The sequence below is a fragment of the Bacteroidota bacterium genome (assembly GCA_034723125.1).
Taxonomy (GTDB): Bacteria; Bacteroidota; Bacteroidia; order CAILMK01; family JAAYUY01; genus JAYEOP01.
On sequence record JAYEOP010000195.1, the window covers coordinates 1 to 3581 of the forward strand.

At 29.2% G+C, this 3581-nt stretch carries 3 protein-coding genes; all 3 read right to left on the reverse strand.

Annotated features, from left to right (window positions below; genetic code table 11):
- Nucleotides 1-273: 273 nt before the first annotated feature.
- The gene (locus tag U9R42_05785) at nucleotides 274-1476 is read right to left on the reverse strand and encodes a site-specific DNA-methyltransferase (GenBank protein MEA3495531.1); all 1203 of its coding nucleotides are present in this window, start codon (nucleotides 1474-1476) and stop codon (nucleotides 274-276) included.
- Nucleotides 1466-2257, reverse strand: a complete 792-nt coding sequence (locus U9R42_05790; protein ID MEA3495532.1) for an ApaLI family restriction endonuclease — start codon at nucleotides 2255-2257, stop codon at nucleotides 1466-1468. The genes U9R42_05785 and U9R42_05790 overlap by 11 nt, the downstream gene beginning before the upstream one ends.
- 394 nt (nucleotides 2258-2651) lie before the next feature.
- Nucleotides 2652-3581, reverse strand: a 930-nt coding sequence (gene rsgA, locus U9R42_05795) for a ribosome small subunit-dependent GTPase A (protein ID MEA3495533.1), incomplete at its 5' end; no start/stop codon positions are given.

The window sequence follows — 3581 nt, forward strand, 5'->3', positions numbered from 1 at the left end:
TTCATGTCCTAATAAAATTGAATATATCTTAAATCTATTCCTTGTTTTGATAAATTTGTTAAACAAAGTTACATTAAAAAAGCTAATTATTTCGTAATTTATTATTTTTCAATCTTTTTACACAATCAACTTTACTCAAAATTTATCATTTATTAAAATTACATATAAGCACTGTGTAACCTTTTGGTTTCGCCCGCCTGTCGAGCCTTGGCAGGCAGGCTCAACAACGCACATAAAAACCATAGGGGCCATGCACTATGGGTTTTTATATGCTTAGGTGTTAGGCACTTTTTCTTCTTTTATTTCTTCAATTTTCAATTTATCTGATTTAATTACTTGAACATCAGAAATAAATTCAAACAGTCTATTTTCTCCAATTTCTTTTTTAGTTTGTATTACTATCTTCAAATAGTATTCTTTCCCCTTACAAGCTCTTTCTAATTTTTCAATTGCATCGCTTAATGTTTCAAGCTTTCCTTGAATTTTAACAGGAACTGGTTTTTCTTGAAAATGATTTCTTAAAAAACCATCAATACCTAAATTTCTCTGCACAGGAAGAGCATCAATGCTTTTTAATATATTTATCTCATTTTCTGTTTTTTCAAGATAACTTTCAGAACCTTTTTTTAATAGCTGTGAATTTGTTATTACCATTTCGTCCAATCTTTTATTAGATAACTCAACAGCATCAATAGAGGCATCTATTCCAATAAAATTCCGTTTTAAATGTTTTGCTGACACACAGGTCGTTCCACTTCCACAAAAAGGGTCAACAACCAAATCTCCTTTATCGGTTACTATTTTAATAATTTGATTTAATAATAAAACAGGTTTTTGAGTAGGATACCCAACTCTTTCTTTTGCCTTTGGATTTAAATAAGGTATTTCCCACGTATCAGACAATGGAACTCCTTTTTTTTCTTTTCCTAAAACAACATTTCCATTTTTATCAGTCTTATAAATTGATTTACCATTTATGGTTTTCTTACGGTCTTGTAATATTTGGTCTAAATTGGTTGTTGGAGCATAATCAGTATATTGTTGATTAAATTTAAAATCTTTATTTTTGGAATAAAAATATATATTTTGATGAGAGTTCAATAACCCCTTCTTAGAATTAGACCATCTTTTATAACTCCAAATTATTTCACTTCTGAAATTATTCATTCCAAAAACCTTATCCAATGAAACTCGAATATAGTGAGATGCAACTTTATCACAGTGAAGAAATACACTTCCCGTATTTTTTAGTATTCTTTTACATTCAATTAATGTATTTTCAATAAACTCTATATATTCATCTAATGAATTCCAATTATCACTAAACTCAAATTTTTTTGCATCATCTCTTGTTACTAAACTATGTTTTTTTTGAGTAAAAAAAGGAGGGTCAAAATAAACTAAGTCAACAGAATTCTTTTCAATTTCAGTTAATTTGCTAATACAATTGCCGTGATATATTTTATTAATTTTCATCTGTTGGTGTTCTTTTGTCTGCTATTTTTGTTAAAATATCCTTCAAATCAAATCCTGTATAGTTTTTGATAAACTCCCAAGCACTATTCCCTCCATAATACTCTCCTTTTTCACCCAGATATATTGTTTCTAATGCTGCTTGTATTTTTTTTGCTTGTTCTCTTTGAGGATAATAAAACATCACTCGAATTGGAGTATAACCATGACTTACAATAGCTTTTACCCTTGTATGTTCTTTTGTTATATGGTCTCCGTCAGTACTTGCATCTCTCCACTTTATTTCAATAGCATTGTTTTCTTCCAAAAAATCAATTTCAAAAGTTTTTGGTCTTTGTCCTTGATTATTATCAACTAAGAACTTCCCTCCATTAACGTTTTTAAATTTCAAACACAAAGATGCCGCTTCTTCGAGAAATGACCCTGCATATTTGTATAAGAAACGTCCAGTATTCTGATATTCATCTATTAGTTGACCTTCAACAGAAGTTATACCTAAAACCCTATAAATTAAATAATGAGAATTATCATCTTCTTTCATTTCTTCTTTACGTTTATCAATTTTAAAACGTAAATTATCTGCATATTCATTCGCTAACACTTCCATTTTTGAAGTTAATAATTCCAATTCGCCACCTTTTTCTATTGCTTTACTAATTTCATTATTTTCATAATTTTCAGCTTCTTCCATTAGAATACTTTTCCCTTTTCCTTTTGTTTCAATACCTATACTTTTGCAGTAATCAACAAGTTCTGCTTTATTATATCGTTCTATTTTCCCCATTTATTTTCCTTTTAAACAAAATTTCATACAAATATACGAAATTCTTTTTTTGTGCAATCTCCCTAATTGTGCCTAACATTTGTATAAACGGACAATCCCGTTTATTTCCATTATGTTCAGATACACTCAAAAACCTATAAGTCCATATCTTCCAATGGGTTGGCAATCTCGCCTGTCTGTGCGTAACACGCAGACAGGCTAAGCCCCTTGCTAATAATATGTGTGTAAATCCCTGTTGTTTTACTTGATTCATGTCCTAATAAAATTGAATATATCTTAAATCTATTCCTTGTTTTGATAAATTTGTTAAACAAAGTTACATTAAAAAAGCTAATTATTTCGTAATTTATTATTTTTCAATCTTTTTACACAATCCATCTTTACCTAAGAATTATCATTTATCAAAATCAGAAAGTATCTTTCTGTAATTTATATATCTCTGTACAGAAATTTTTCCTGATTCGACTGCTGCAATTACTGCACATTTGGGTTCGTTTTTGTGTAAGCATGTATTAAACTTGCAATCAACTGAATATTTTTTTATTTCAGGGAAAAACAAAGCAATTTCAAAAGCCTCAAAATCGTGTAATCCAAGTTCTCTAATTCCCGGTGAGTCTATGATAAATGTGTCCTTTTCTGTTTGATGCATTTCATAAAAAGTTGTTGCATGCTTTCCTTTGCCCGAAATTTTTGATGTTTCCAAAGTTTTAATTTTTAATCCCGGTTTTAAATTGTTTAGCAATGTACTTTTTCCTACACCCGATTGGCCTACAAACAATGTTTTTTTTCCTTTTATTATTTTTTTCAGCAGATCAACATTTTCAGATGTTTTTGCTGAAATATCTATACATTGATAATTTAGAGATAAATACAGCTTTTTCAATTCCCTTATCTTTTCCTTTTCTTCAGTATTTAAAACATCAATTTTGTTAAAAACAATTATAGGTTCAATTTCGTAAGCGGAGGAAATAACTAAAAAACGGTCAATAAAAGCTGAGGATATTCTTGGATTTGATATTGTTGCAATCAAAACGGTATAATCTATGTTTGAAGCAATTACATGAGATTGACGGGATAAATTTGTAGCTTTTCTAACAATAAAATTTTTTCTTTTTTGAATTTTATCAATTACAGCATATTCTTTTGTTTCATCCGAATGAAATACAACTTCATCACCAACAGCTACGGGATTTGTAGATTTTGAACCTTCAAGACGAAACTTTCCTTTGATTCTACATTCATAGTTTTTAGCGTTTTCTGCCAAAACCCTGTACCAACTTCCTGTTGATTTTATTACAATTCCTTTTAGTTTATCCATAAATTT